Here is a 22613-nt window from a genome sequence, read left to right on the forward strand (position 1 = left end):
GTTAGCCTCGCATTTTCGGGTTAATTAACAGATACAGCACATCGGCCAGCAGGTTGAGCAGCAGAAAGCCGATGGCAACCACCAACACCACGCCCTGCACCACGGCGTAATCGCGGTTAAACACCGCATCGACAATCATCTTGCCGAAGCCGGGCAGGGTAAAAACCTGCTCGGTCAGCACCGCGCCACCCAACAACTCGCCAAACAGCAGGGTGGTGAGGGTGACGATCGGCATCAACGCGTTGCGAAAGGCGTGCTTCAGCACCACTTTCGGTGCCAGCAGGCCTTTGGCGCGCGCGGTACGGATATAGTCGGCTTTCAGCACCGCAATCATGGAGGCGCGGGTATGGCGCATCAGGGTGGCGGCAAGGCCGGTGCCGAGCACCAGCGCGGGTAGCAGCAGGGTTTTCAGGTTCTGCGCCATGTCTTCGCTCACCGGCACAAAACCGGACGCCGGCAGCCATTGCAGATGCACCGAGAACAACAGGATCAGCAGAATCCCCAGCCAGAAGTGCGGCACCGAAATGCCCGAGAGCGCGACAAAATTGGTGGTGTGATCCACCCAACTGTCTTTACGTACCGCCGCGAAAATCCCCATGCTGATGCCGATCAGCAGCGCAATCAGCATCGCCAGTAGCGACAGCTCCAGCGTCACCGGCAGCTTGCTGGCAATCAATGCGGTCACCGGCTCTTTGGTGCGCAGTGACATACCGAGGTCGCCCTTCAGCGCATTGCCGATCCACGCGAAATATTGCGTGGGAATCGGGTCATCGAGATGGTATTCGGCGCGTAGCTGAGCGATGACCGCCGGATCGCGCTCCTCACCGGCCATCGCCAGCACCGGGTCGCCCGGCAGCAGCTTTTGCAGCGCGAACACCATCATGCTCACCAACAGCAGGGTCGGGATGGCCAGCAGCAGCCGTTTAACAATCAGTTCCAGCATCATCGCTCCTTAGCGGCTTACTGCGCCATGCTCACGCCTGCCAGGCGCACCAGCCCGTCCGGCCAGGCTTTAAAGCCCTGCAATTTTTTCGTCATGCCAAAAATACGTGGCTCAAAGTAGAGGTAAGCAATCGGCATATCGGTTTGCAGTTGGTTCACTACCTTGGTGTAAAGCGCCTGGCGTTGTGCCTGATCGTTGGTTAAACGCGCCGCGTTCAGCCATTCATCCACCTGAGGGTTGCTGTAGCGACCATCGTTGAGGGTGCCTTTGCTGTTAATAAACGAATAGATGCTGCCATCGGGATCAGGACGGCCAGACCAGCCGGACAGGCTGAGCTGATAATCACCGCGCTGCTGACGATCCAGCAGGGTCGCGAACTCGCTCATTTGCAGATTGAGGTTGAAACCTGCTTCGCTCACCATCGCCTGAAGCACCTGACCGACTTGCTGCGCGGTCGGGTTGTTGGTGACCAGCAACGTCAGATTCAGTGGGGTGGTGACGCCCGCCGCCTTCAGCAGCGCTTTGGCTTTCTCCACATCACGCGCTGGAGTTGGAAGGTTGACGTGATACGGGCTGACCGGGGAAAACGCCTGATTAGCCGGGGTGTACAAACCTTCGAATGCCACCTGATTCAGCGCATCGCGATCAATCGCCAGCGAGAAGGCTTCACGCACGCGCGGATCTTTCAGCGGGCTGTTGGCATCGACTTTGCCGTTGTTAATGTTGAAGGTGATGCCCTGATAGCCAAGACCGGTAACTTTCGCCAGCGCCAGCTTGCTGTCGCCTTCGACAGTTTTCACGTCGCTGGCCGCCACGCCTTCGGTCAGGTCGAGATCGCCCGCGCGCAGGTTGGCGAGGCGCACGGAGGCATCAGGAATCGGCAGGAAAATCACTTTATCGAAGTGGTACGCGCCTTTGTTCCAGTAATGATCAAAGCGTTTCAGCACGATGCGGTCCTGCTGCACGCGGCTTTCAAACTGGTACGGACCGGAGCAGACCGGATGGGTGGCGAAGTCGGGTTTCTTCGCGGCTTCTGGCGCTAACATTGCACCGGCACGGTCGGTCAACTGGCTGAGCAGCGCGGCGTCCGGGGTTTTCAGGTGGAATTTCACCTGCAACGGCCCGGTCACTTCGACGCTCTGAATCGAGGAGATTTCGCTTTTACGCAGTGAACCCGGCAGGGTCAGCGCACGTTCGATGTTGAATTTCACCGCGTTGGCATCGAATTTCTCACCATCGTGGAAGGTCACACCGTCGCGCAGGTTCATGGTCAGGGTTTTGCCGTCGTCGCTCCACGCCCAATCGGTGGCGAGGCCCGGAATCACTTTCAGGTTCTCATCGACATCGACCAGACGGTCGCACATGGCCGCAAACACAAAACGTCCATAGTAGGTACGTGCCAGATGCGGATCGAGCATGTCCGGGTCAGCACCCAACCCGATACGAATCACGCTTTCAGCATGGCTGTGCGCACTGGCACCCAGCAACATCAGACCACTAAGGGCAGTTAATAACGCTTTCTTCACGGCTTATCTCCAGAGGGTTAGGCTTGCTGATTGACCGCCTGCTCGAACAGCGCACGGCGACGTAAAAAGGCGGCGGAGGGTGGCGCAATCACAATCGCGCTGCGGTCACGGTTAATCTCCTGCCAGCGGTGGCAGGCGATCTGTCGCCCACCACTCAGTACCTGGTTGATCGGTTCAAACTGGCGACATTCGGCGGTGGCCCACGGGCAGCGGGTATGGAAACGGCATCCGGTGGGGGGATTGGCCGGATTCGGCAGATCGCCCTGCAACATCGGGATGGAACGGCTGGCTCCGGGCTGCATCTGCGGTGCAGAAGCGATTAACGCCTGGGTATAGGGATGGAGCGGCGCATCGAAAATTTCATCGACGGTTGCCAGCTCGACAATCTGGCCGAGGTACATCACCGCCACGCGGTCGCTCATATGACGAATTACCGCCAGACCGTGCGCCACGATGATCATCGTCAGTCCAAATTGCTGCTTCAGGCTCTCCAGCAGGTTCACCACCTGGGCCTGCACTGAGACATCCAGCGCCGATACCGGCTCATCGCCCAGTAATAATTTCGGCCGCGAGGCGAGGGCGCGCGCAATGCCGATGCGCTGGCGCTGACCACCGGAAAACTCGTGCGGATAACGCTCCGCCCAGGCTGCGGGCAGACCGACGGTGCGCAACAGCTCCGCCACGCGCGCATGGCGCGCCTCACGGTTCAGTTTGTCGTGCAACCATAACGGCTCACCGACAATCTCTTGTACCGTCATGCGGGGATTGAGCGAGGCGAACGGGTCCTGGAAGATAATCTGTAATTCGCGACGCAATTGGTTAAGGCGCGCCCCGCTGGCGTGGGTGATGCTCTCGCCCTCGTACATCACCTCGCCGCTACTGGCACCGAGCAGGCGCAGCAGCAGACGTCCCAGCGTCGATTTACCGGAGCCGGACTCACCGACAATCGCCAGGGTTTCGCCTGGCATCACCTGTAATGACACGCGATCCACTGCGGTGACGCCGTGATTGCGTTTAAACAGACGATGCGGTCCGGCGAAGGTTTTGCTTAAGTCGCGACATTCTAAAATCGGTTTCATGCGATCTCTCCCAGCGTAACGTGCTGTTCCAGTGGGGCGCGAAAACAGGCCACCTGATGATCGGTTGCCAGCGCGCGCAGCGTCGGACGGTTGTGATGGCAGCGCTGTTCTGCAAACGGACAGCGGGTAGCGAAACGGCAGCCTGCGGGCATGTTCTCCGGTAGCGGTACGGCGCCGGGAATGGTCGCCAGCGCGCCACTGCGCGCGCTGAGGCTGGGGATCGATCCCATCAGCCCGATGGTGTAGGGATGTTGCGGATCGTTGAAAATCGCTTCCACCGTGCCGCTCTCCACCACCTGACCGGCGTACATCACCGCCACGCGCTGCGCCACTTCCGCCACGACGCCGAGGTCGTGGGTGATCATCAGCACCGCCGTGCCGGTTTCCTGTTTCAGGGTGTTGAGCAGGTCGAGGATTTGCGCCTGAATGGTGACGTCGAGCGCGGTGGTCGGTTCATCGGCGATCAGCAGTTTCGGCTGGTTGATCAATGCCATCGCAATCATTACGCGCTGGCGCATCCCACCGGAAAGCTGATGTGGATAAGCCTTGAGACGCATTTCTGCCGCCGGAATCTGCACCTTTTGCAGAATCGATAACGCGGTCGCCATCGCGGTACGACGATCAACGTTACGGTGGCGTATCACCGCTTCGCTCAGTTGGTCGCCCAGCGTAAAGGCCGGGTTCAGCGAGGTCATCGGCTCCTGAAAAATCATCGCCAACTGATTGCCGCGCAGGCTGGCGTAGTCGCTGCTGCTGAGTGCGCGCAGGTCGCGGCCATCAAATCGCATCTCACCCTGTAAAATTTGTGCGCTGCCGGGTTGCAGGCCCATGAGTGTCAGCGAAGTGATGCTTTTGCCGCAGCCGGATTCGCCGACCAGCGCCAGCGTTTCCCCGGCATGCAGCGTCAGGGAGATGTCGTCCAGCACCGTGACCGGCGAGCCGCGAAACTGCACGCGCAGGTTGTTGACCGATAACACAGGTTGGGCGCTCATGGCGTCTCCTCATGGCCGGTGTACAGGGTTTCCATCAGCGCCTGTTGCAGCGCCAGCAGGTGTTCACGCATCGCTGCGGCCGCCTCATGGGGTTGGCGGTTGGCGATATGGTTCAGCAGGCGCTGATGGTGGTTGTCGTAGTTATCAAGGCGCGCCGGGGTACGCGCCTGCACCCGCAGATGCTGCCAGCCAGGATCGCGGCGCACCGCATCGATGGCATCGAACAGTCCCAGCATCAGGCGGTTACCGGCGGCTTCGGCAATGGCGCGGTGAAAGGCGCTGTCCCACAGCTCGTGCTGGTCGCCATCTTCCGGCGCGACAATGCCCTGCATGCGTTCAATCAGGCGCTTCATCAGGGCGATCTGTTCTTTACTGGCGCGCAGCGCAGCAAGACGCGCCAAACCTGGCTCCAGCTGTAGCCGCGCTTCCATCACTTCCAGCAGATTCGACTGCTGTGGCAAATCATGCAGCGCCAGTGGCTGCACCGGTGCGGCCGGGCCAACGAAGGTGCCTTTGCCCTGCTTACGCCAGATGCGGCCTTCTTCTTCCAGCACATCCAGCGCGCGACGGATTTCACGACGACCCACGCCAAAGCGTTCGGCCAGTTCACGTTCGGTCGGCAGTGCGCGATCGGGCGTGTGCTCCTGCTGTTGAATCAGCTGGCGCAATTGCTCCAGTGCGGAACTGGAGTTGATGGCAGGTTTTGGCGTGTCATTCATAATTGGTTCGCCTGGTTATTCATCAAAGATGTTGCGATGCGATTAAACGCGTCATGCTGCCCTGATCGTAGCGGCGCGATTTATCGCGCGCTTAAGCTGTTTCACGGCTGCTTAGACCTGCGCGATAAATCGCGCCGCTACGGGAGGGGGGCTGTTATCAGCTTAGGCAAGAAGTGAACCAATTTTTAATTGGTTCGGTAATGAATAAATAACCCTATGATCGTTAAGAAAAAGTTTTTTCGTGCCAGATGAAAAGTGAGAAGGGCGTCAACTTCCAGCCTGTTTGCCTGCAACATCCTGGTGCGTGGTTGCTGCATCGCTGTGCATCTTTAGGCCGTCCTGGCGCGGTTTTTTATAAATAACCCATATATTTCAATTTGATATAATATTGGCACTTTTTTTGCCTGACTATTAGCAGATGCAGGAGCGATAGCGGGTAACCGATGTCGCCAGACAATTTGCAATGGGTCACTAGGGTTCCGATCGCGAGATGCTGGTCCGAGAGTGACCGACCGTCCTCTGACGGTTACACGGCGGGATAAAAGCCCGGGAGGAAAGCGAGATCGTTACTCGCCGCCTCCTGCTTTATTCGTCCGCTAACGTCAGAGGAACCACCATGATCAAAGCCTGCCTTCGTTTGCTGTTGCTTTGCACCATCGCGCTGTTCAGCGTTAACACGCTGGCCGCCGCGAAACCTTCCTTCAAGATTTGCTGGTCCATCTATGCAGGCTGGATGCCGTGGGATTACGCCCAACAGAACGGCATCGTGAAAAAATGGGCCGATAAATACGGCATCGACATCCAGTTTGTACAGGTCAACGACTATATCGAGTCGGTCAACCAATACACCGCAGGCGGCTTTGATGGCTGCACCATGACCAACATGGATGCCCTGACCATTCCGGCCACCGGCGGCGTTGATAGCACCGCGCTGATTGTCGGCGACTACTCCAACGGTAACGACGGTATCCTGCTGAAAGGCGCGGATAGCGTGGCGGCGCTGAAGGGCAAACCGATCAACCTGGTGCAATTGTCGGTATCACATTACCTGCTGGCTCGCGCACTGGAGAAATCCGGTATGAGCGAGAAAGACGTCAAGGTAGTGAACACCGCCGATGCCGATCTGGTGGCGGCGTTTGGCACGCCGGACGTCAGCTCCATCGTCACCTGGAACCCGCTGCTGGCGGAAGCGAAGAAGGTGCCGAACAGCCATCTGGTTTTCTCCTCGGCGCAGATCCCGGGCGAAATTCTTGACCTGCTGGTGGTCAACACCAACACCCTGAAGAAATACCCTCAGCTGGGCAAAGCGCTGACCGGTGCCTGGTATGAAACCCTGCAAACGATGGCAGGTGAAGGGGCGACGGCGAAAAAAGCTCGCACCTTTATGGCGCAGGAGTCAGGCACCGATCTTGCGGGTTTTGACCAGCAACTGGCGGCAACGCATCTGTTCAGCGATGCCAAAACCACCCTCGATTTCGTCGACAGTCCCCAGTTGAAAGCCACGATGCAGTTGGTCGCCGAGTTCTCCTTCAAACACGGTTTGTTGGGTGAGGCGGCGCCGAGCGCAGATGTGGTTGGCGTGGAGACACCGGCAGGTAACTGGGGCAACGCAGGTAACATCAAACTGCGTTTCACCGGTGAGTTCACCAAACTGGCGGCCGCAGGCCAGCTGTAAGCGGAGGCAAATCCGATGCGTAAACTGATCAACTACCAACCGCTGCCGATGGGCCGCCTGTTGCTCGGTGTGCTGCCGCTGCTGGCGGTGCTGCTGGTCTATCTGTTCGCGTCGGATGCGCGTTTAAGCCTGAATGCGGCGGATAAGCTGCTGCCGGGTTTTAACGCGATGGGCGACGCCATCAACCGGATGGCGTTTCAGCCCAGCCCGCGCACCGGTGAATATCTGCTGTGGACCGACACCGCCGCCAGCCTGATGCGTTTGCTGAGTGGCGTACTGATCAGCGCGATGCTGGCGCTGGCGATTGGCCTGTTCACCGGCGCGCTGCCAGTGGTACGCGCGGTGCTGGCCCCGCTGGTGACGCTGTTCGCGCTGGTGCCACCGCTGGCGATTCTACCGATTCTGTTTATCTGCTTTGGCCTTGGCGAAGTGTCGAAAGTGGTGCTGATTGTGATTGGCATCACCCCGCTGATTGCGCGCGATTTGCAACTCCAGGTGGAGAAAATCCCGCGCGAGCAACTGGTGAAAGCACAGACGCTGGGCGGCCACAGCGCACAGATTTTGTGGCGGGTGATCCTGCCACAACTGATGCCGCGCCTGTTCGATGCGGTGCGTCTGTCGCTCAGTTCGGCGTGGCTGTTCCTGATCGCCGCAGAAGCGATTGTTGCCACCGAAGGACTCGGTTATCGCATCTTCCTGATGCGTCGCTATCTGGCGATGGACGTGATTTTGCCTTACGTCGCCTGGATCACCCTGCTGGCCTTTGCCCTCGACCTGTTGCTGCGGCTGATTAGTCGTCGCTGCTGGCCGTGGTACTACGCCAAATAAGGAGCGCAACATGCCCTTACTACAACTGAAAAATCTTGAGAAGCACTATGGTCAGCAAGTGGTGCTGGAACGTCTGAACATCAGCGTGGAAGAGGGGGAGTTTGTGGCGATTGTCGGGGCGTCCGGCTGCGGCAAAACCACCTTCCTTAATATGCTGCTCGGCACCGAAGCCCCCACTAAAGGCCAATTGCTGCTGGATGGCGAACCGATCCCCGATGAACCCGATGCCCATCGCGGCGTGGTGTTTCAACGCTATTCGGTGTTCCCACATCTGACGGTGCTGGGCAACGTGATGCTGGCGGAAGAGTTCAGCACCGCCCGTTGGCTGGGGCGCGTCTGGGGACGTAAGCGCCAGGCGATCCGTCAGCGTGCGCAAGCGATGCTGGCGCAGGTGGGTCTTGAACATGCGCAAAGTAAGTATCCGCACCAACTGTCCGGCGGGATGCAGCAGCGTCTGGCGCTGGCGCAGGCATTGATGAAGCAGCCGCGTATTTTGCTGCTGGATGAACCCTTTGGCGCGCTCGATCCGGGCATCCGTAGTGAGATGCATCAGTTGATCACTCAACTGTGGCAACAGCATGGCCTGACCATCTTTATGATCACCCACGATCTGAAAGAGGGTTTCAGCCTCGCCTCGCGCCTGCTGGTGTTCGACAAACTGCGCCACGATCCGCACGCGCCGGAAGCCTGGGGCGCAACCATTACCTACGACCTGCCGCTCGATCGGCAGCGACCTGCCGATGCAGCGCTGCCGGAATCGCAGGTTGCCTGAAGGAGAGAATGATGACGACATCGTATCAAACCCAATTACCGGCTGGCTCGCACTGGTCATTTGTGATGCGCAGCGGCAGCGCGCTGACCCTCACCGATGTGGCAGGCGGAGCCAATGTTGGCATGTTGTTTTACAACCCGGAAAACTTGCTGGAGCGCTACAACGCGCCGGATACCCTCAAGTGCCAGCACACCTTTCGCCTGACCGCCGGGCACTGCCTCTACTCCGACATGGGGCGCATCTTCTGTGGCATTGAAGCCGACAGCTTTGGCTGGCACGAGAGCGTGTGCGGCACGCTGAATGCGCAGCAGACCGCCGCGTTATTTGGTTCCAGCGATTATCAGCAGGCGCGTAACCAACGTCATCAGAACGGCTACGACAGTTTTCTCGTCGAGCTGGCGAAATATGGTCTTGGCAAGCGGGATATGGCGGCCTGCATCAACTTTTTCGCCCAGGTACGCGCCGACGACAACGGTACGTTGCAACGTGAGCAGCAGGGCGCGCAGGGTGCCGAAGTACGGCTGCGTTTCGCGATGGATACGCTGGTGCTGCTGCATACCTGCCCGCATCCATTGACGCCAGCCGGTGACTATCCGCGCGCGCCGCTGGGATTGCAGATTGACGCGCAGCGCGCGCCGCTGCCGGAGATTTGCCTGCAACGCGCGGAAAACCAGCGCGGTCTGCGCAATAACGCCCTTTATCAATTGCAGGGAGAGTTGTGATGATCAAAGAAAGTTTACTTAATCTGGCTGAGGCGCATGTTCAGCAGCAGATTGGTGCCGGGGATTACTGGCTGCATCGCATCGAGAAAGGTCAGACGTTGCGTATTACCGATCTGGAAGGCAATCAGGCGGCGGATACGCTGTTTTTCAATGCCGACGATACTGCCGAGCGCTACAGCATGAGCGACACGCTGCGCGGCCAGCACAACGTGTTCCTTACCGCAGGCAGCGTGCTGCGTTCCAATGACGATCGCCCGATGTTGACCATCGTCGCCGATACCTGTGGCCGCCACGACACCCTTGGCGGTGCCTGTGCCACGGAAAGCAACACGGTGCGTTATGACCTCGAAAAGCGTCATATGCACGCCTGCCGCGACAGTTGGATGCTGGCGGTAGCGGAGCACCCGGAGTACGGCCTGACGCGCCGCGATATCACCCACAACATCAACTTTTTCATGAACGTGCCGGTGACGCACGAAGGTGGGCTGACCTTTGCTGACGGTATCTCCGCGCCGGGTAAATATGTCGAGTTGGTGGCGCAGATGAATATCCTGGTGCTGATCTCCAACTGCCCGCAGCTCAACAACCCCTGCAACGGTTACAACCCCACGCCGATTTTAGTCAGCGTGTGGTGATCATCTGACGCAACGGGACGACCCGTTATCTGCCGTCAATGCCAGCGCAGGACGACCTGCCGGAAAGAGAGTAGAAGTCATGATTGAGCGTGTATTGATTGCCAACCGTGGCGCGATTGCGGTGCGCATTATCCGCACCTTACAAGCGATGAATATTAAGGCGATTGCGGTGTATGCCGAAGCCGATCGTCATGCGCGCCATGTGCGGCTGGCCGATGAAGCCTGGTCGCTGGGCGCAGGCCAGGTGCGCGATACCTATCTGAACCAGGACAAGCTGCTGGCGATTGCCGCCGAGAGCGGCGCGCAGGCGCTGCACCCTGGTTACGGTTTCCTGAGTGAAAACCCCGAATTTGTTAACCGCTGCGAGGCCGCGGGCCTGCATTTTCTCGGACCGAATGCGCAGCAGATGGCGGCCTTTGGTCTGAAGCATCGCGCCCGCGCACTGGCGCAAGAAAATAATGTGCCGTTGCTGTCGGGCAGTGGACTGCTGACTTCGCTGGAGCAGGCACAGGCTGCCGCAACGGAAATCGGCTATCCGGTGATGCTGAAAAGCACCGCGGGTGGTGGCGGCATTGGTATGCAGCGTTGCGATGATGCGCAGCAACTGGCTGATGCCTTTACCCGCGTAAAACGTCTGGCAGGCAACAATTTCGCCGACGATGGCGTATTTTTAGAGAAATTTATCGCCCGTGCGCGTCATATCGAAGTGCAGATCTTTGGCGACGGCGCAGGCGAGGTGATTGCGCTGGGCGAGCGTGATTGCTCGGCACAACGCCGTAATCAGAAAGTGATGGAAGAAACCCCGGCACCGGGCCTGAGTGACGCGGTACGTGCGGAGTTACAGGCTACCGCAGTCCGGCTGGGACGTGCGGTGAACTACCGCAGCGCCGGGACGGTGGAATATGTTTATGACGAGGGCAGCCAGCAGTTCTGGTTCCTGGAAGTGAACACCCGTTTACAGGTGGAACATGGCGTCACAGAGATGGTGTACGGCGTGGATTTGGTGCGCTGGATGGTTGAGTTGGCACAGCAGACGCTAGCGCCGCTCGCCAGTTTGCAGCCAGTGGCAAACGGCCACGCCATTCAGGTGCGGTTGTACGCCGAAGACCCGGCGAAGCAGTTCCAGCCCAGCGCCGGTCTGCTGAGCCATGTGGCGTTTCCTACTGAGGTGGAAAACGTCACATTGCGCGTCGACAGCAGCGTTGAGGGTGGCATGGAGGTTTCACCGTTCTACGATCCGATGCTGGCAAAGGTGATTGTGCAGGGTGCAGATCGCGATCAGGCGCTGACCGGACTGTCGCAGGCGCTGAACGCGACGGAACTGTATGGCATCGAAACCAACCTGTTATGGCTGCGCCATCTGCTGACTCTCGCGGAGGTGCAGAAGGGACGCATCATTACTGCCACCCTCGGCGCTGTGCAGTGGCAGCCGCCGACGCTGGATATTATCAGCGGCGGTACTCTGACCACGGTACAGGATGCGCCGGGCCGTGTCGGCTACTGGCATGTTGGCGTCCCGCCCTCCGGCCCGTTTGACAGCCGTGCCTTTCAGTTGGGTAACCGCTTGTTGGGCAATGATCCCCAGGCTGCCGGGCTGGAAATCACCCTGCGTGGACCAACTTTACGTTTCAACCAACGCTGTAGTTTTGTCCTGACTGGTGCCCCCCTGGCGGCGCAGCTCGATCAACACTCGCTGGCAATGAACCAGATTATCTGCGCGCAGGCCGGACAAACTCTGACGCTGGGCGACGTGCGTGACGGTAGCCGCAGTTATCTGCTGCTGGCCGGTGGGTTGGATACACCGCGTTATCTGGGCAGCCGCAGCACCTTTACGCTGGGCAAATTTGGTGGTCATGCCGGGCGCGCGCTACGGGCAGGGGATGTACTGCATCTGGCGGCACCGGCTGAATTACCCGAGGCGCAACTGCCGCAGGCGTTGTTGCCTGAGCTGAGCGGCCACTGGCAGTTGCGGGTGATTTATGGGCCGCATGGCGCACCGACTTTCTTTACCGACGACGATATCCGTGAATTTTTCGCCGCTGAGTGGCAGGTGCACTACAACTCCAGCCGCACCGGCATCCGTCTTATCGGGCCGAAACCCACCTGGGCGCGTAGTGATGGTGGCGAAGCGGGGATGCATCCCTCCAATATCCACGACAATGCTTATGCTTTTGGCACCGTCGATTTTACCGGCGATATGCCGGTGATCCTCGGCCCGGATGGCCCGTCACTCGGCGGGTTTGTGTGTCCGGCCACGGTGGTTGAGGCCGATCTGTGGAAGCTCGGTCAGTTGAAAGCCGGGGATCGGGTGCAGTTTCTGCCGATCGATCTGGCAAGCGCCGATCAACTGGCGCAAGCGCAGCGTGAGGAGATCGCCAGCCTGCAACCTCAACCGTTAACGGTAAGCGCAGCGCTGCCCCTGATTGATCCAGTGCTGCACCAACATGCAGCAACCGGTGCGTTGCCATCGCTTTGTGTACGCGCCGCCGGTGACCGTTTTCTGTTGGTGGAGTATGGCGATCTTCTGTTAGATATCGCGCTGCGTTTTCGTGTCCATGCGTTGATGCAGTGGCTGGAGGCCCATCCGCTGCCGGGTCAGCTGGAATTGACGCCAGGCATCCGTTCCTTACAGGTTCATTACGACGCGCAGCTTTGTTCAAGAAGTGAGCTTCTGGCGCACATCTTGCACGCAGATAATGTACTGGGAACCTTAGCTGATGCCGCCGTGCCTTCGCGCACCGTGTGGCTGCCGCTCAGCTGGGATGATGAAGCCTGCCGTATCGCGATCCAACGCTATAGCCAGTCTGTCCGACCCAATGCGCCCTGGTGTCCGAGCAACATCGAATTTATCCGTCGTATCAACGGTCTGGAGAGCGTTGAGGCGGTGAAAGAGATTCTGTTCAGCGCCGCGTATCTGGTGATGGGGCTGGGCGATGTGTATCTCGGCGCACCGGTAGCGACTCCGCTTGATCCGCGTCATCGCTTAGTGACCACCAAATACAATCCGGCGCGCACCTGGACGGCGGAGAACTCGGTGGGTATCGGTGGTGCCTATCTGTGCGTATACGGCATGGAAGGACCAGGGGGTTATCAGTTTGTCGGGCGCACCTTGCAGATGTGGAACCGTGACCGCCAAACGTCAGCGTTTAGCCAACCCTGGCTGCTCCGCTTCTTCGACCAGATCCGTTTCTATCCAGTGAGCGCTGACGAGCTGCTGGAGATTCGTGAGCGTTTTCCGTGGGGGGATTATCCACTGCGGATGGAGGAGGGAGAATTCCGCCTCGACGATTATCAGGCGTTGCTGGCACAGCAGGCGATGGACATTGACCGCTTTCAGCAGCAGCGTCAGCAGGCGTTCGACAGCGAGCTGGTGCGCTGGCGCGCTGAAGGGCAGTTTACCTTTGATAGCCAGTTGCCGGAGTCGGCCGATGAAGAGACCCGTATTCCCGCCGATTGTTGTGGCGTGGAGAGTCAGGTGGCAGGCAGTGTCTGGCAGTGGCTGGTGGCACCAGGCAGTGACATTGAAGCGGGGGCTACCGTTGGTATTCTCGAGTCAATGAAGATGGAAATCCCGATCGTCGCGCCAGTTAGCGGAAAAATCCATAGCCTGCAACGACAGGTCGGGCAGCAAGTACAGGCGGGTCAGTTACTTATGGTGATCGATCCGGTCTGAGCATAATTTAGATCAATAAATCATCATTAAAAAAGCAGCAAAGCCGGGGATCTGACCCATACTTAAAACCCGGCCAATTGTTGCATTGTTCTGGCATCTTTATCGCAGTGTGCAACAGGCTGTGTCCCGTAACGGTTTCATAATAAATCTTCTTAAACCGTTGCGGGATGCAGCCTGAACCGGTCGGTTTCAGCGTTTACGGACGCTTTACCTCTCTACTTTCACGTGATTCATAGTGAGTTTTAAGGAGTTCTCTATGGAAATAAAAGATCCAATGGTCGAGTTACTTAGTAGTCTTGAGCAGATTGTTTTGACACGTGATGCACAGCCTTCTGTATCTGAAATCGCCCTTCAAAAGGCGTCAGTTCCCGAGCCACAGCGTTTACGAGAGATGACCGGCATGCAGGTTGATGAATTTGCCCGCGTGATGGGGGTGAGCGTCTCTTCAGTGAAAAGCTGGGAGGCGCAACGTACGCGCCCTTCCGCTACGGCGCGTAAATTGATGAAGCTGTTGCAGGCTAATCCCTATCTGGGTCGACAACTACTTGAGTAAACACCGACTATTCGGTTCTGACCCGCCTTGATGGCGGGTTTTTTTTGTTTGTCATGAGCACCGGCAATTGTAGCGGCGCGATTTATCGCGCTGTTTTTGATATTTAAATTCGCGCGATAAATCGCGCCGCTACGTTATGTGTCAGGGTTGGTCAGCATCACACCATATTTGGCCGCCTGCTTCACAAACCAACTCTCCGGCACGCTGTGCGGCGGGTGCGCCAACTGGGTCAGCCCCTGGCGAATAATGTTATCCGCCTGCTGCCAGAGATGTTTATCCCCTTCATTTAACAGCTGAATTTGTATCTGTTTTTCCACCAGATAAACCCGGGCGAAGTCGGCATCGAATTGCACAATGGCACGGGTGTTATCGATGATGTCAGCCAGTTTGATGGTTTGCGCCTCGGGTGACGCCTGCGCGGTATGGCGAAAGTGGGCCAGCTTGCGTGCCGCGCGGTTTTTCGCCTGTGGCTGCGCGCTGTCGGTGAGCATATCCACCAGTTCAGCTACGCGTGGGCCGAAGAGGCGGGTGATGTCTGCCAAAGTGCTGGCGGTGTCTTCCACCGTGTCGTGCAGCCAGGCCGCTGACAACATTGCTTCGTCATCGGTCACGCTACGCACCAGCTCGACCACCGCCGCCGGGTGGACGATATAGGGTTCATCGGTATATTTGCGCCGCTGTCCGGCTTCGGCATGAGCCTGGGTGGCATAGTGACGCGCCTGATCTTCCAGTGAATCCCGCATCATGGTCTGCTCCGTAAAAAGTAGCTTGCAATTGTCTAGCGCGCTATCTATATTAAATCGCATGAACAGTAATCAAGATGACAAAAAAGTGTCGCAGACGCCACTCAAGCTGGATCAGCATCTTTGTTTCGCCCTCTATTCGGCGAACCTGGCGATGCACAAGGTCTATCGTCAGCTGCTGGGACAGCTGGAAATCACCTATCCGCAATATCTGGTGATGCTGGTGCTGTGGACGCAGGATGATGTGACGGTATCGGAGATCGGCGAGCAGCTGTTTCTCGACTCCGCCACGTTGACGCCGTTGTTGAAACGGCTGGAAAGCGCCGGGTTGTTGCGCCGCGCGCGTTCGCGTCAGGATGAACGTCAGGTTGTCGTGACCCTGACCGACGAGGGAAGGGCATTACGCCAGAAAGCGGAATCCATTCCGGAAGCGATCAAATGCGCTGCGGCTTGTGATGATGAGACGCTGCTGGCGCTGAAAAACCAGTTGGATGATCTGCGCGATAATCTGAATCGCGCGAAGTAATTCAGTGCGGGTGCGCTGCACCCGTGTCATATCAGGCTGCGCTATGTAAGTAGTGCGCGATAAAATAGCGAATTAGTGAGGTTATCATGTCTTTAGAAAAAGTTGTTTATACCGCAAAAGCCAAAGCCACCGGTGGTCGTGATGGCCGCGCTACCTCTTCTGATGGCGTGCTGGATGTGAAACTGGGCGTGCCAAAAGAGATGGGTGGTGCAGGCGGTGAAGTGACTAACCCGGAGCAACTGTTTGCTGCTGGTTATTCTGCCTGTTTCCTCGGTGCGATGAAGTTTGTCGCGGCGCGCGATAAATTCGCCATTGCGAAAGATGCGTGGATTGAAGGTGAAGTCGGTATCGGCCCGATCCCCAACGGTTTTGGTATTGAAGCCAAACTGAATATTCATCTGCCGGGGATGGATGCCGCTGAAGCGCAGAAACTGGTCGATGCTGCGCATATCGTCTGCCCTTACTCTAATGCCACCCGTGGCAATATCGATGTGACGCTGAATATCATCAACTAAGGCAGAACGTGTTGATACGTAGCGGCGCGATTTATCGCGCGCTTTTAAAAACAGCGCGGTAAATCGCGTCGCTACGAGATACGTCACTTTTGATGTGTGCAAAAAATGCTCAACCTGGACCGATAACAAGATTTGTCTGGTCACACCTCTTAACGCATGTTTTACTGAGCCACTTCGCAAAATTGCTATGCCCTCGGTTCAGATTCCTCCCGAACAGTTCCTTGCATCACGCTTTTCTGCGGTAAAAGCGAACTCTATTGCCTTTACATAGTCCCACTTTAGGGTTACCGCTCCGACACCAGCCGGGAATAAATAAATTCATGAATTATATTAAGACCTTAACGCAGCAGAAGCTGTCATTGATGCTCGCGCTGTATATCGGCATTCTGTTGAATTTGCCGATTTTTTATCGCCGATTTGACGGCTTTCTGACGAAATCCTCACTGACAAACTGGGCTTCGGCGCTGGTTGAAGTGGTCGCCGCCGTGCTGCTGACCTTCTTCCTGATGCGACTCTTGTCGCTCGGCGGTAAATGGGCTTACCGCGTGCTTGCCAGCCTGCTGGTGGTGATTTCGGTTGCTGCCGCCTATTACATGGCGTTTTTTAACGTGGTGATTGGCTATGGCATTGTCGCCTCGGTAATGACCACCGATGTGGATCTGTCAAAAGAAGTTATCGGACTGCATTTCGTGCTGTGGATGGTGCTGGTGAGTGCCCTGCCGCTGCTGATGATTTGGCGCAATAACCTGAGTAAGACGCTGATTGAGCAGCTGAAAACCCCAGGCCAGCGCATCAAACCAACCCTGATTCTGTTGCTGAGCGTGGCGCTGGTGTGGCTGCCGATTCGCTATTTTGACAAGCTGCAAAAAGCCAACGAAGAGATCACCAATATCGATCTGCCCAGCTACGGCGGTGTGGTGGCGCACTCCTATCTGCCTTCAAACTGGATTGCCGCGCTGGGGCTGTTTGCCTGGACCAAACTGGATGAAGAGGTGGACAGTCAGGAGCTGCTGGACCCGGCGAAAAAGTTTACTTACGTGGCCCCGGCAGGAATTGATGATACCTACGTGGTGTTTGTGATTGGTGAAACCACGCGCTGGGACCATATGGGGTTGTTGGGCTATCAGCGCGATACCACGCCGAAGCTCTCGAAAGAGAAAAACCTGGTGGCGTTCCGCGGCGAGTCTTGTGATACCGCCACTAAGCTGTCGCTGCGCTGCATGTTCGTACGCGAAGGTGGCACGATGGATAATCCCGGTCGTACCCTGAAAGAGCAGAACATCTTCGCGGTACTGAAAGAACTGGGTTTCACCTCCGAGTTGTTCGCCATGCAAAGTGAAGTGTGGTTTTACGATAACGCCGATGTGAATAACTTCTCTTTCCGCGAACAAATTGGTTCTGAGAAGCGTAATCAGGGAAAACCGGTGGATGATATGCTGCTGGTGCCGGAATTGCAGGCATCGCTGGAACGTTATCCGCAAGGTAAGCATCTGGTGGTGCTGCATACCAAAGGTTCACATTACCTGTATTCGCAGCGTTATCCGCGCAGCTTCGCCCGCTACCAACCGGAGTGTATGGGGGTGGATGAAACCTGTAGTAAAGCGCAGTTGATTAACGCTTATGACAACTCGATTTTATACGTCGATACGATGCTCGATAGCGTGTTTGATCAGCTGCGTGATAAGAAGGCGATTGTGTTTTATGCCGCCGACCACGGTGAGTCGATCAGCGAGAATATGCATCTGCACGGTACACCGCGTGAGATGGCACCACCGGAGCAGTTCCGGGTACCGATGATCGTCTGGGCCTCGGATAAGTATTTGGCCGACCCCAACAATCGCAGCAATTTTGAGCGTTTACAGGCGCAGCAGCGTGTTGGCAAGACGCATCGTCACGTCGAGTTGTTTGATACCATTCTCGGCTGTCTGGGCTATACCTCACCGGACGGCGGTATTAAAGCGGCGAACAACTGGTGTCAGGCACCGGCGGTTACCTCTGAGGCCAAACCGCTGTAATTTTGCCTGAACTTATTGAGCAGCGGGGGCTTTTTCTCCGCTGCCTGCTTTCCAGGCGATCGCATGGAATTGCACAAAAAGGGATTGACGCTCCCGGAGTGGCGCAGTAAGATGCGCCCCCATCGGTGAGTGGCGCAGCCTGGTAGCGCACTTCGTTCGGGACGAAGGGGTCGGAGGTTCGAATCCTCTCTCACCGACCAAATTTAAGAAACCTGCTTGTAAAAGCGGGTTTTTTTTCGTCTGTATCAACCGTAGCGGCGCGATTTATCGCGCAGTTTTTTCCGGCGTCGTACACAAAATTGCGCGATAAATCGCGCCGTTACGCCCTGCTGCGGAGGATGATTAAAGATTTAAAGTTAATCTTTCACCCCTTACGTCTGGCAATCGTCCATTAGTCGTCATTATTCCTGTTCACGGCTATCAATCCCTTGCCACTTCTCAGCCTGCCGCTTAATTCGCGACACATTCTTCTTATGACCGCTTTTTGCTTTTTGCTGATTTCTTATGCCATTAGTACAGCATATTTCTCTGCCTGAACGTCATAACGCACGGGGAATCGTTCATATATTCAACATTTACCGGTAATATTTGTATGTTTTTTAGCGGTGATAATCACTGTCATTTGGTGGTTTTACCAGATAATCACTCGGCATAGCGCGCTTTATCACCTTTTTAAATATTGGCTTACCGGTTGAAGGGTGTTTTTTATCGTTGCTTGCGGTTACTCACACTCTCTGTAAATAACCCCACCTTGTATTGACGTTCTTTGCAACTGTTGACAAATTGATGCGTCAATAGATGCAGAGTCCGACGCGTCTGGCAGATTCCACGGTGCCAGCGCAACAAAAACAACGATTCGCATTTTGGTCACAAAAGTGACTTGCCTGAACCGCATAAAAAAATCAGAGGTCAGGCGCAACGCACACAACATCACATCACAATGGAGCAAAACATGATCAACTCCCTGGCTAAATCCAGGATGCTGAAGGTCGGTCTGAGCCTGATTGCTATGACCGTTGCCGCGGGTGTCCAGGCGAAAACCCTCGTTTACTGTTCAGAAGGTTCGCCGGAAGGCTTTAACCCTCAGCTGTTCACCTCTGGTACCACCTACGATGCCAGCTCCGTACCGATCTACAACCGTCTGGTTGAATTCAAAATCGGCACCACAGAAGTAGAACCGGGCCTGGCTGAAAAGTGGGATGTGAGCGCTGACGGCAAAACCTATACCTTCCATCTGCGCCAAGGCGTGAAGTGGCAAACCACCAAAGACTTCAAACCGACGCGTAACTTCAACGCTGATGACGTGATTTTCTCCTTCGAGCGTCAGCTCGATAAAAACAACAAGTACCACGGCGTTTCTGGCGGCAGCTACGAGTACTTCGAAGGCATGGACATGCCGAACTTGATCAGCAAAATCGAGAAAGTGGACGATCACACCGTTCGCTTCGTGCTGACCCGTCCGGAATCTCCGTTCCTGGCCGACCTCGGGATGGACTTCGCCTCTATCCTGTCGAAAGAGTACGCGGATAACATGCTGAAAGCCGGTACGCCGGAAAAAGTGGACCTGAACCCGGTAGGTACCGGTCCGTTCCAGCTGCTGCAATACCAAAAAGACTCGCGCATCCTCTACAAAGCGAACCCGGATTACTGGGGCACCAAACCGAAGATCGATCGCTTAGTCTTCTCCATCACGCCAGATGCTTCCGTGCGTTACGCCAAGTTGCAGAAAGGCGAGTGCCAGGTGATGCCGTACCCGAACCCGGCTGATATCGCCAGCATGAAGAAAGACAAAAACATCAATCTGATGGAACAACCGGGTCTGAACGTCGGCTACCTGTCGTTCAACACCGAGAAAAAACCGCTGGATAACGTGAAAGTGCGTCAGGCACTGACGATGGCGGTGAACAAGAAAGCCATCATTGATGCGGTTTATCAGGGTGCTGGCCAGGCCGCGAAAAACCTGATCCCGCCAACCATGTGGGGTTACAACGACGCGGTGCAGGATTACCCGTATGATCCGGCTAAAGCCAAAGCGCTGCTGAAAGAAGCGGGCCTGCCAGATGGCTTCACCATCGACCTGTGGGCGATGCCGGTACAGCGTCCGTACAACCCGAACGCCCGTCGTATGGCGGAAATGGTTCAGGCTGACTGGGCGAAAATCGGTGTCAAAGCCAACATCGTTACCTACGAGTGGGGCGAGTACCTGAAGCGTGCCAAAGCGGGTGAACATCAGAGCGTGATGATGGGCTGGACCGGTGATAACGGGGATCCGGACAACTTCTTCGCCACCCTGTTCAGCTGTGCAGCGGCGAAAGACGGTTCTAACTACTCACGTTGGTGCTACAAGCCGTTTGAAGATCAGATTCAGCCAGCCCGTGCTGAAGCCGATCACAACAAACGTATTGAGTACTACAAACAGGCACAGGTGATTATGCATGACCAGGCTCCGGCGCTGATCATTGCGCACTCGACTGTGTATGAGCCAGTCAGCAAGAAAGTGACCGGCTATGTGGTTGACCCGTTAGGTAAACATCACTTCGAAAACGTCGATATCCAGGAATAACCTTTCGGATTATGGCGGTCAGGGCCGACGCCGTCGGCCCTCGGGCGGCTTCTTCGCCGCCCGCACTCCGCACTTTTTTTCCGGCTAATTTCTTTTTATTGAAGCGCTTCTGGCGTCGCGTTCGGCTATGTGCCGGATGCATGTTTTGAGCAATGTAGTCCCCGGCGGCAACGCTGCGGGAAATGACTGAGAGTACGGCTTATGCTGCAGTTCATACTCCGACGTCTGGGCCTTGTCATCCCAACGTTTATCGGTATTACCCTGTTGACCTTTGCGTTTGTTCACCTGATCCCCGGCGACCCGGTACTGATCATGGCGGGTGAGCGTGGTATTTCGCCCGAGCGTCATGCTCAGTTGATGGCGATGTTTGGTCTTGACCAACCCCTGTGGAAACAATATCTCACCTACATCAACGGCGTGTTGCACGGTGATTTAGGTATCTCGCTGAAAAGCCGCATTCCGGTGTGGGACGAATTCGTACCGCGCTTTAAAGCCACGCTGGAGCTGGGCATCTGCGCAATGATCTTCGCCATTGCCGTCGGCATTCCGGTCGGCGTACTGGCGGCGGTCAAACGCGGTTCCGTCTTTGATCACACCGCCGTGGGCATCTCCCTGACTGGCTACTCGATGCCGATTTTCTGGTGGGGCATCATGCTGATCATGCTGGTGTCGGTGCAGCTCAACCTGACGCCGGTCTCCGGGCGTGTCAGTGACACCATCTTCCTTGATGATAGCCATCCGCTTACCGGCTTTATGCTGATCGATACCCTGATCTGGGGCGAGCCGGGCGACTTCAAAGATGCGGTGATGCATATGATCCTGCCTGCCATCGTGCTGGGGACTATCCCGCTGGCGGTGATTGTGCGTATGACTCGTTCCTCCATGCTGGAAGTGCTGGGCGAAGACTACATCCGCACCGCGCGTGCCAAAGGGCTGACGCGTATGCGGGTGATCGTGGTGCACGCCCTGCGTAACGCCATGCTGCCGGTGGTGACGGTTATCGGTTTACAGGTCGGTACGCTGCTGGCCGGGGCCATCCTGACAGAAACCATCTTCTCCTGGCCGGGCCTTGGGCGCTGGCTGATTGAAGCGCTGCAACGCCGCGATTATCCGGTGGTGCAGGGCGGCGTGCTGCTGGTGGCGATTCTGATCATCCTGGTCAACCTGTTGGTTGATCTGTTGTACGGCGTGGTTAACCCACGTATCCGTCATAAGAAATAAGGGGGCATCATGTCTGCTGTTGATCCCGCAAGCGTAAGCGCTGCACCCAAGCCGATGACCCCGATTCAGGAATTCTGGCACTACTTCAAACGTAATAAAGGCGCGGTTATTGGCCTGGTCTTCATCATCCTGATGCTGCTGATCGCCATCTTTGCTGAATTCCTGGCGCCGCATGCCCCTGCGGAACAGTTCCGCGATGCGTTGCTGCATCCGCCAGTGTGGCAGGAAGGCGGCACCTGGAAGTTTATCCTCGGTACCGATGATGTTGGCCGCGATATTCTGTCGCGCCTGATGTATGGCGCACGCCTGTCGCTGCTGGTGGGCTGCCTGGTGGTGGTGCTGTCGCTGATCCTCGGGGTGGTTTTCGGTCTGATGGCCGGTTACCTCGGTGGTGTGGTTGACGCCATCATCATGCGCCTGGTCGATATTATGCTGGCGCTGCCGAGTCTGCTGCTGGCGTTGGTGCTGGTGGCGATTTTTGGTCCGTCGATTGTGAACGCCGGGCTGGCGCTGACCTTTGTGGCATTGCCGCACTATATCCGTCTGACGCGTGCTGCGGTGCTGGTGGAAGTGAACCGCGATTACGTCACCGCTTCCAGCGTGGCGGGTGCGGGTACGCTGCGCCAGATGTTCGTCAATATTCTGCCTAACTGCCTGGCACCGTTGATTGTGCAGGCGTCGTTAGGTTTCTCCAACGCCATCCTCGATATGGCGGCGTTGGGCTTTCTCGGTATGGGGGCGCAGCCGCCGACACCGGAGTGGGGCACCATGCTCTCCGACGTGTTGCAGTATGCGCAAAGTGCCTGGTGGGTCGTGACCTTCCCTGGAGTGGTCATCCTGCTCACGGTTCTGGCATTCAACCTCATGGGCGATGGTTTGCGTGATGCACTCGACCCGAAACTCAAGCAGTAAA

The 22613-nt window shown here is 56.8% G+C and carries 19 protein-coding genes, 1 tRNA gene and 1 riboswitch; of the genes, 14 read left to right on the forward strand and 6 right to left on the reverse strand.

Features of this window, described 5'->3' with window-relative positions; all coding sequences use genetic code 11:
- Window position 1: 1 nt before the first annotated feature.
- Genes L579_RS07900 through L579_RS07920 form a run of 5 tightly spaced genes read right to left on the reverse strand, consistent with a single transcriptional unit; the run spans window position 2 to window position 5259 of the window.
- Window positions 2-943, reverse strand: coding sequence for an ABC transporter permease (locus tag L579_RS07900; RefSeq protein WP_021183729.1), 942 nt, complete (start codon window positions 941-943; stop codon window positions 2-4).
- Between the two features lie 17 nt (window positions 944-960).
- Window positions 961-2433, reverse strand: coding sequence for an ABC transporter substrate-binding protein (locus tag L579_RS07905; RefSeq protein ID WP_036625909.1), 1473 nt, complete (start codon window positions 2431-2433; stop codon window positions 961-963).
- Between the two features lie 53 nt (window positions 2434-2486).
- Window positions 2487-3548, reverse strand: a complete 1062-nt coding sequence (locus tag L579_RS07910; protein ID WP_021183731.1) for an ABC transporter ATP-binding protein — start codon at window positions 3546-3548, stop codon at window positions 2487-2489.
- Window positions 3545-4540, reverse strand: coding sequence for an ABC transporter ATP-binding protein (locus tag L579_RS07915; RefSeq protein ID WP_021183732.1), 996 nt, complete (start codon window positions 4538-4540; stop codon window positions 3545-3547). The genes L579_RS07910 and L579_RS07915 overlap by 4 nt, the downstream gene beginning before the upstream one ends.
- Entirely contained in the window at window positions 4537-5259 is a 723-nt protein-coding gene (locus L579_RS07920; RefSeq protein WP_021183733.1) for a FadR/GntR family transcriptional regulator, read from the reverse strand. Before L579_RS07920 ends, L579_RS07915 begins: the two co-directional genes overlap by 4 nt.
- A 460-nt stretch (window positions 5260-5719) precedes the next feature.
- Window positions 5720-5814, forward strand: a riboswitch (guanidine-I (ykkC/yxkD leader).
- 61 nt (window positions 5815-5875) lie between these two features.
- Between L579_RS07920 and L579_RS07925 the strand changes: the two genes are divergently transcribed.
- The 7 genes from L579_RS07925 (at window position 5876) to L579_RS07955 (ending at window position 14117) form a co-directional block, all read left to right on the forward strand.
- Complete coding sequence (locus L579_RS07925) at window positions 5876-6934, forward strand: putative urea ABC transporter substrate-binding protein (protein WP_021183735.1); 1059 nt, start codon at window positions 5876-5878, stop codon at window positions 6932-6934.
- Window positions 6935-6949: 15 nt separating this feature from the next.
- Window positions 6950-7762, forward strand: a complete 813-nt coding sequence (locus tag L579_RS07930) for an ABC transporter permease (protein ID WP_021183736.1) — start codon at window positions 6950-6952, stop codon at window positions 7760-7762.
- Window positions 7763-7772: 10 nt separating this feature from the next.
- Window positions 7773-8534, forward strand: coding sequence for an ABC transporter ATP-binding protein (locus tag L579_RS07935; RefSeq protein ID WP_021183737.1), 762 nt, complete (start codon window positions 7773-7775; stop codon window positions 8532-8534).
- 11 nt (window positions 8535-8545) lie between these two features.
- Window positions 8546-9256, forward strand: a complete 711-nt coding sequence (locus L579_RS07940) for an urea amidolyase associated protein UAAP1 (protein ID WP_021183738.1) — start codon at window positions 8546-8548, stop codon at window positions 9254-9256.
- A complete protein-coding gene (locus tag L579_RS07945) occupies window positions 9256-9891 on the forward strand; it encodes an urea amidolyase associated protein UAAP2 (RefSeq protein WP_021183739.1) in 636 nt (211 codons plus the stop codon). The genes L579_RS07940 and L579_RS07945 overlap by 1 nt, the downstream gene beginning before the upstream one ends.
- 79 nt (window positions 9892-9970) lie before the next feature.
- Window positions 9971-13564, forward strand: coding sequence for an urea carboxylase (gene uca, locus L579_RS07950; protein WP_021183740.1), 3594 nt, complete (start codon window positions 9971-9973; stop codon window positions 13562-13564).
- Between the two features lie 256 nt (window positions 13565-13820).
- Complete coding sequence (locus tag L579_RS07955; RefSeq protein WP_021183741.1) at window positions 13821-14117, forward strand: HTH-type transcriptional regulator; 297 nt, start codon at window positions 13821-13823, stop codon at window positions 14115-14117.
- Window positions 14118-14251: 134 nt separating this feature from the next.
- Here L579_RS07955 and L579_RS07960 read toward each other — a convergent pair whose 3' ends face one another.
- Entirely contained in the window at window positions 14252-14860 is a 609-nt protein-coding gene (locus tag L579_RS07960) for an HD domain-containing protein (protein ID WP_036625911.1), read from the reverse strand.
- A gap of 61 nt (window positions 14861-14921) precedes the next feature.
- On the opposite strand from L579_RS07960, the gene L579_RS07965 reads away from it, so the two are divergent.
- From L579_RS07965 to dppC, 7 genes are all read left to right on the forward strand, one after another.
- Window positions 14922-15386, forward strand: coding sequence for a MarR family winged helix-turn-helix transcriptional regulator (locus L579_RS07965; protein ID WP_013507300.1), 465 nt, complete (start codon window positions 14922-14924; stop codon window positions 15384-15386).
- Between the two features lie 86 nt (window positions 15387-15472).
- A complete protein-coding gene (locus L579_RS07970; RefSeq protein WP_013507301.1) occupies window positions 15473-15901 on the forward strand; it encodes an organic hydroperoxide resistance protein in 429 nt (142 codons plus the stop codon).
- A 320-nt stretch (window positions 15902-16221) separates the two neighbouring features.
- On the forward strand, window positions 16222-17916 hold the full coding sequence (eptB, locus tag L579_RS07975) for a kdo(2)-lipid A phosphoethanolamine 7''-transferase (RefSeq protein ID WP_021183743.1): 1695 nt from the start codon (window positions 16222-16224) through the stop codon (window positions 17914-17916).
- 123 nt (window positions 17917-18039) lie between these two features.
- A tRNA-Pro gene (locus L579_RS07980) sits at window positions 18040-18116 on the forward strand.
- A gap of 752 nt (window positions 18117-18868) precedes the next feature.
- The gene (gene dppA / locus L579_RS07985; RefSeq protein WP_021183744.1) at window positions 18869-20479 is read left to right on the forward strand and encodes a dipeptide ABC transporter periplasmic-binding protein DppA; all 1611 of its coding nucleotides are present in this window, start codon (window positions 18869-18871) and stop codon (window positions 20477-20479) included.
- A gap of 201 nt (window positions 20480-20680) precedes the next feature.
- On the forward strand, window positions 20681-21700 hold the full coding sequence (gene dppB / locus L579_RS07990) for a dipeptide ABC transporter permease DppB (RefSeq protein ID WP_021183745.1): 1020 nt from the start codon (window positions 20681-20683) through the stop codon (window positions 21698-21700).
- A 9-nt stretch (window positions 21701-21709) separates the two neighbouring features.
- Entirely contained in the window at window positions 21710-22612 is a 903-nt protein-coding gene (dppC, locus tag L579_RS07995) for a dipeptide ABC transporter permease DppC (RefSeq protein ID WP_036625803.1), read from the forward strand.
- The last annotated feature ends 1 nt before the right edge of the window (window position 22613 follow it).

Origin of the sequence: Pantoea sp. AS-PWVM4 (assembly GCF_000468095.1) — a bacterium.
Classification (GTDB): domain Bacteria; phylum Pseudomonadota; class Gammaproteobacteria; order Enterobacterales; family Enterobacteriaceae; genus Pantoea; species Pantoea phytobeneficialis.

Coding starts and splice junctions, on each gene's coding strand:
- L579_RS07900 (WP_021183729.1), bottom strand. CDS start 943: ATGCTGGAACTGATTGTTAAACGGCTGCTGCTGGCCATCCCGACCCTG.
- L579_RS07905 (WP_036625909.1), bottom strand. CDS start 2,433: ATGTTGCTGGGTGCCAGTGCGCACAGCCATGCTGAAAGCGTGATTCGT.
- L579_RS07910 (WP_021183731.1), bottom strand. CDS start 3,548: ATGAAACCGATTTTAGAATGTCGCGACTTAAGCAAAACCTTCGCCGGA.
- L579_RS07915 (WP_021183732.1), bottom strand. CDS start 4,540: ATGAGCGCCCAACCTGTGTTATCGGTCAACAACCTGCGCGTGCAGTTT.
- L579_RS07920 (WP_021183733.1), bottom strand. CDS start 5,259: ATGAATGACACGCCAAAACCTGCCATCAACTCCAGTTCCGCACTGGAG.
- L579_RS07925 (WP_021183735.1), top strand. CDS start 5,876: ATGATCAAAGCCTGCCTTCGTTTGCTGTTGCTTTGCACCATCGCGCTG.
- L579_RS07930 (WP_021183736.1), top strand. CDS start 6,950: ATGCGTAAACTGATCAACTACCAACCGCTGCCGATGGGCCGCCTGTTG.
- L579_RS07935 (WP_021183737.1), top strand. CDS start 7,773: ATGCCCTTACTACAACTGAAAAATCTTGAGAAGCACTATGGTCAGCAA.
- L579_RS07940 (WP_021183738.1), top strand. CDS start 8,546: ATGACGACATCGTATCAAACCCAATTACCGGCTGGCTCGCACTGGTCA.
- L579_RS07945 (WP_021183739.1), top strand. CDS start 9,256: ATGATCAAAGAAAGTTTACTTAATCTGGCTGAGGCGCATGTTCAGCAG.
- uca (WP_021183740.1), top strand. CDS start 9,971: ATGATTGAGCGTGTATTGATTGCCAACCGTGGCGCGATTGCGGTGCGC.
- L579_RS07955 (WP_021183741.1), top strand. CDS start 13,821: ATGGAAATAAAAGATCCAATGGTCGAGTTACTTAGTAGTCTTGAGCAG.
- L579_RS07960 (WP_036625911.1), bottom strand. CDS start 14,860: ATGCGGGATTCACTGGAAGATCAGGCGCGTCACTATGCCACCCAGGCT.
- L579_RS07965 (WP_013507300.1), top strand. CDS start 14,922: ATGAACAGTAATCAAGATGACAAAAAAGTGTCGCAGACGCCACTCAAG.
- L579_RS07970 (WP_013507301.1), top strand. CDS start 15,473: ATGTCTTTAGAAAAAGTTGTTTATACCGCAAAAGCCAAAGCCACCGGT.
- eptB (WP_021183743.1), top strand. CDS start 16,222: ATGAATTATATTAAGACCTTAACGCAGCAGAAGCTGTCATTGATGCTC.
- dppA (WP_021183744.1), top strand. CDS start 18,869: ATGATCAACTCCCTGGCTAAATCCAGGATGCTGAAGGTCGGTCTGAGC.
- dppB (WP_021183745.1), top strand. CDS start 20,681: ATGCTGCAGTTCATACTCCGACGTCTGGGCCTTGTCATCCCAACGTTT.
- dppC (WP_036625803.1), top strand. CDS start 21,710: ATGTCTGCTGTTGATCCCGCAAGCGTAAGCGCTGCACCCAAGCCGATG.